The 4,691-nt window shown below is 75.6% G+C and carries 4 protein-coding genes and 1 riboswitch; of the genes, 2 read left to right on the top strand and 2 right to left on the bottom strand.

All coding sequences use genetic code 11. From position 1 onward, the window contains the following. Positions 1 to 63: 63 nt before the first annotated feature. A complete protein-coding gene (dacB, locus tag ACSNOC_RS26940; RefSeq protein WP_436750188.1) occupies positions 64 to 1,470 on the bottom strand; it encodes a D-alanyl-D-alanine carboxypeptidase/D-alanyl-D-alanine endopeptidase in 1,407 nt (468 codons plus the stop codon). 108 nt (positions 1,471 to 1,578) lie between these two features. On the opposite strand from dacB, the gene ACSNOC_RS26945 reads away from it, so the two are divergent. Continuing rightward, positions 1,579 to 2,073, top strand: coding sequence for an inorganic diphosphatase (locus ACSNOC_RS26945; protein WP_436750189.1), 495 nt, complete (start codon positions 1,579 to 1,581; stop codon positions 2,071 to 2,073). A gap of 75 nt (positions 2,074 to 2,148) precedes the next feature. Then, positions 2,149 to 2,210: riboswitch (guanidine-III (ykkC-III) riboswitch) on the top strand. 9 nt (positions 2,211 to 2,219) lie between these two features. Further along, the gene (locus tag ACSNOC_RS26950) at positions 2,220 to 2,534 is read left to right on the top strand and encodes a DMT family transporter (protein WP_436750190.1); all 315 of its coding nucleotides are present in this window, start codon (positions 2,220 to 2,222) and stop codon (positions 2,532 to 2,534) included. Between the two features lie 18 nt (positions 2,535 to 2,552). Here ACSNOC_RS26950 and ACSNOC_RS26955 read toward each other — a convergent pair whose 3' ends face one another. Then, complete coding sequence (locus ACSNOC_RS26955; protein WP_436750191.1) at positions 2,553 to 4,145, bottom strand: threonine/serine ThrE exporter family protein; 1,593 nt, start codon at positions 4,143 to 4,145, stop codon at positions 2,553 to 2,555. Between the last annotated feature and the right edge of the window lie 546 nt (positions 4,146 to 4,691).

Consider the following 4,691-nt stretch of genomic DNA (forward strand, 5'->3'; position numbering starts at 1 on the left):
GCCCTATCCGCTCCGCGCGCGGGCGCCGTACCGTGGACGGCGGGCGGCGGGCGGGGCGCGGGGTCAGCGGCAGGCGCAGGTGGCCAGGGCCGTGGCGGCGGCGTCGAGGGCGGCCTCGGCCGCGTCGGCGTTGGCGGTCCCGTCGGCCATGAAGGCGAATGCCAGGACGCGTCCGTCCGGGGTCGTCACGGTGCCGGCCAGGGTGTTCACGCCGGTCAGGGTGCCGGTCTTGGCGCGGACCAGGCCGGCGCCCGCGGCGGCGTCGCCGCCCTGCTCGGCGAAGCGGCCGGCCAGGGTGCCGCTGAAGCCGGCGACGGGCAGGCCGGTGAGGGTGGCGCGCAGCTCGGGGCGGGCGGGGTCGGCGGCGGTGGCGAGCGCCTGGGTGAGCAGCCGGGCGGTGATCCGGCCGTCGCGGTCCAGGCCGCTGGCGTCCGCGAGGCGGACGCCGCCGACGGGCAGGCCGAGGTCTTCGAGCTGGGTGGTGAGGGCGCGGGTGACGCCGTCGAAGTCGGCGTCCTCGCCGGTGGCGAGGGCGGCGGCGCGGGCGAGGGCCTCGGCCAGGTCGTTGTCGCTGTCCGTCAGCATCCGCTCGACCAGCGAGGAGAGCGGGGCGGAGCGGTGGCGGGCGAGGCGTTCGGCGTCCCCGGGGGCGGTGCGGCGGTCCGGGGAGCCGTCCTTGACGTCGGCGCCCGCGTCCGCGAGGTGCCGGGCGAACGCGTCGGCGGCGTCGGCGGCGGGGTCGGTGGAGCGGGGGGCGGGGCCCTTGGTGCTGTCGTCCAGGCGGCCCTCGTTGACCTGGAGGGGGGTGATGGGCGCGATGTTGGTGTTGACCCCGATGGGGTGATTCTGCTCACGGGGGTAGCGGGAGACGTCGTAGCCGACGCGGACGGTGCCGGTGCCGCGTTCGGCCAGGGCCTCGGCGGTGCGCTCGGCCAGGGCGCGCAGGTCGTCGTCGGTGAGGGTGACGTCACCGCCGCCGACGAGGATCACCCGGTCCTCCTCCGGGTCGAGCACGGCGGTGGTGGTCAGCCGGTGGTCGGGGCCCAGGGCGTGCAGGGCGGCGACGGCGGTGAGCACCTTCACGGTGGAGGCGGGCGGGCGGCCGGAGCGGGCGTCCTCGGCGAAGAGGGAGGTGCCGGTGGCGGCGTCCACGACGGCGGCGGTGACGCGGTCGCCGAGCGCGGCGTTCTCCAGCAGCGGGCCGAGTTCGCGTTCGACGGCGGCGGGCGAGGCGGCGCGGGCGGTCCCGTCGAGGGGGGCGAGCACCGGGTCGGCGACGGGTACAGTGACGCCGACACGCTCCGCACCGGCTCCGTGACGCTCCGCGTCGGCCGCCGCGGCGTCGCGTTCGGCCGTGCGCTGGCCCGCGTCCCAGGGTCCGGCGAGCGCGATCGCCCCGGCGGCCACCGCGAGCCCCGCGGCGGCCGAGCCCGCGACGAGTCGCCAGGTCGCGCGGTGCCGACGTAGCACTTCCGCTGCCCTGCGCACAGTAAGGCCAGCCCCTTTCGCGTCGCCACACCTGCGTGAGAGACACTTAACCACCTGTCGCGTGCACAGATCGGTTAAGGAGTGTCACCCGTGGAGTTCGACGTCACCATCGAGATCCCGAAGGGTTCGCGGAACAAGTACGAGGTGGACCACAAGACCGGGCGGATCCGGCTGGACCGCCACCTGTTCACCTCGACTGTCTACCCGGCCGACTACGGATTCGTGGACGGCACGCTGGGCGAGGACGGCGATCCGCTGGACGCGCTGGTGCTTCTGGACGAGCCGACCTTCCCCGGCTGCCTCATCCAGTGCCGCGCGATCGGCATGTTCCGGATGCGGGACGAGGCGGGCGGCGACGACAAGCTGCTGTGCGTGCCGTCCGGCGACCCGCGGATGGAGCACCTGCGGGACATCCACCACGTGAGCGAGTTCGACCGGCTGGAGATCCAGCACTTCTTCGAGGTCTACAAGGACCTGGAGCCCGGCAAGTCGGTCGAGGGCGCCAACTGGGTGGGGCGCGCCGAGGCGGAGGCCGAGATCGAGGCGTCGATCAAGCGGGCCGCCGCGGCGGGCGACAGCCACTGAGCGGCAGCCGCCGGCGCTCCCGCCGCTGACGGGCGGGAACCGGGCGGCGACCGGCGGTGCCGTGAGAACCTGACACCAGAGCTCGACCGGCTCCTGGACGAGGTGCGCCGTACCCAGCCATGACAAGACGGCGCGGGGAGTCTGTGATGGCCTGGGTGATTCTGGTGATCTCCGGCGTGCTGGAAGCCGTGTGGGCGACCGCGCTGGGCAGGTCCGAGGGGTTCAGCCGCCCGGTGCCGAGCGTCGTGTTCGGCATCGGGCTGGCCCTCAGCATGAGCGGCCTCGCCTACGCGCTGCGGTCCCTGCCCGTGGGCACCGGCTACGCGGTGTGGGTCGGCATCGGCGCGGTGGGGACGGCGGCCTGGGCGATGGCGTTCGGGGGCGAGCCGGTGACGGCCCCGCGGGTCGCGCTGCTGCTGGGCATCGTCGGCTGCGTGATCGGCCTGAAGCTCGCCCACTAGGCGGCCCGGAGGCCGCCGTCAGAAGCCGCGGGTGCGCTTGGCGCCGCGGCGGGGGGTGGCGGGCGGGAGCTTGATGAACAGGCGGGCCGTCTCGCTGCCCAGGTTCACCCCGATGGCGATGGCCAGGGCGAGGGTGACGGCCGTGAGCAGGTTCTCCGACCCGGTGTCGACGCTGCCCTGGGCGAAGCCGAGCAGCCCGAGGTAGACCGCGCCGCCCGGCAGGAGGGGGCCGATCGCGGCGGTGACGTACGGCAGCGACGAGGTGAAGCGGTACCGGGACAGGAGTTGCCCGAACAGGCCGACCATCCCGGCGCCCACCGCCGTGGCGGCGAACGGCGACAGCCCGGCCGTGTCGTGCAGCGCGCCGTAGATCAGCCAGGCGACGCCGCCGTTGAGGGTGGCGGGCAGGACGGTGCGGCGGGGCTGCTGGAGCAGCACGCAGAAGGTGAGCGAGAGCAGCAGCGCGGCGGCGAGCTGGATGCCGGGGCGGGTGGCGCGTTCGACGACGTCGGGGTCGAGCCGGACGCCGGAGATCTCGCCGAAGTAGAGGACCGCGATCACACCGACGACGATGCCGACGCTGAGGTAGACGACTTCGAGGAGCCGGGCCGAGGCGGTGAGGTAGTAGCCGGTCAGGCCGTCCTGGACGCCCGCGACCAGGGCACGGCCGGGGATCAGCGCGAACAGGCCGCCGGTGATCATCGCCGCGGCCTGGCGCTCGTCCGCGCCGGAGGCGTGGGCCGCCGCCCAGCCGACGCCGACGAGCGCGGGGGCCATCGCCGCGGCGACGAACTGGTAGAACTCCGGCAGCCCCCGCCCGGCCGCCAGCCACGCCAGCCGGTCGCCGACCATGGCGCCGATGGCGGCGAGCACGAACACCTGCCAGTTCCCGCCGACCAGGGTGCTGGCGGCGCCGGCCAGCAGGCCGGAGGCGATGGTGAGCTGCCAGGTGGGGTAGGGGTGGCGGTTGCGCCGGATGGTGGCCAGGCGGCCGTAGGCGTCCTCCAGCGTCGTCTCGCCGCGCGAGATGTCGTCGACGAGCTGGAAGACGGCCGTGAGCCGCGTGTAGTCGGTGCCCCGGCGGCGGACCGTGCGGCTGAGCGAGACCGGCGGGTCGACCAGCGAGGGCTGGTGGGTGATGGAGATCAGGGTGAACGTGACGGTCGCCTCGCAGCGGGCCAGACCGTAGGCGTGCGCGACGCCGAACATGGCCGCCTCGACGTCCTCGGCGCCCTCGCCGCCCGCGAGGAGCAGTTCCCCGATGCGCAGCGTCAGGTCCAGCACGCGGGGCACGGCCGAGGCCGGGTCCTCGCCCCGCGAGGGCGGCTCGGGGGTGGGGCGTTCGGCCAGCGGCAGCCGTACCATGCTGCGCATCCGGTCCTGCCAGAACGTGCCGGGGCCGAGGACCGGGATGCCGTGTACGGGGGTGAAGTCGCTGCCCGGCCGGGGAGCGGCGGGCAGCGACAGCCCCTCGGGGACGGCGAACCCGGACCTCCGCTCCGGACTCGCCTGCTCCGCCTCGCCCGGCCGTGTGCTGTCCCCGGCCACCGTGATCCGCCCCTTCGCCCGCGCCACTCTCCCCCGCGAGCATAGGATCATCTGCCGATTCATTCACTCGGAGGACGCCGCCCCCCGGCACGCTCGGCGGCCAGGACGCGAGGCCCCGGACCACGGAGGGCCAGGGCACCGCGCCCGAGGCCGGGAGCGACCCGTGCCAGGCACAGCCCCCCTCGCAGGGGCCGACACGGCCGGTCACACCGGGGGCCGACGCGGGAACATCATCCCGGCCAGGGAGGCGACGCCCCGGACCGGGACACCGCCCCCGGGCACGCTCGGCGGCCAGAGGCGCGACGCCCCGGACCACGGAGAGCCGGGGGCGCCACACCGAACGCCGGGGGCGATGCGTGCCGGGCACGGACCCCCGGTCGCGCCTGGGGCGGGCGGGGCATCGTTCCGGCCAGAGGCGCGACGCCCTGGGCCACGGAGAGCCGGGGGCACCGCGCCGTAGGCCGGGAGCGATCCGTGCCAGGCACGGAACCCCCTCGCCGGGGCTGACACGGCCGGTCACACCGGGGGCCGACGCGGGAACATCATCCCGGCCAGGGAGGCGACGCCCCGGACCGGGACACCGCCCCCGGGCACGCTCGGCGGCCAGAG

Origin of the sequence: Streptomyces sp. URMC 129 (assembly GCF_051386415.1) — a bacterium.
In the GTDB taxonomy this organism is placed as follows: Bacteria; Actinomycetota; Actinomycetes; order Streptomycetales; family Streptomycetaceae; genus Streptomyces.

Excerpts from the sequence above, each read along its gene's own strand:
- ACSNOC_RS26950 (WP_436750190.1), top strand. The coding sequence starts at position 2,220 with ATGGCCTGGGTGATTCTGGTGATCTCCGGCGTGCTGGAAGCCGTGTGG.
- ACSNOC_RS26955 (WP_436750191.1), bottom strand. The coding sequence starts at position 4,145 with ATGAATCGGCAGATGATCCTATGCTCGCGGGGGAGAGTGGCGCGGGCG.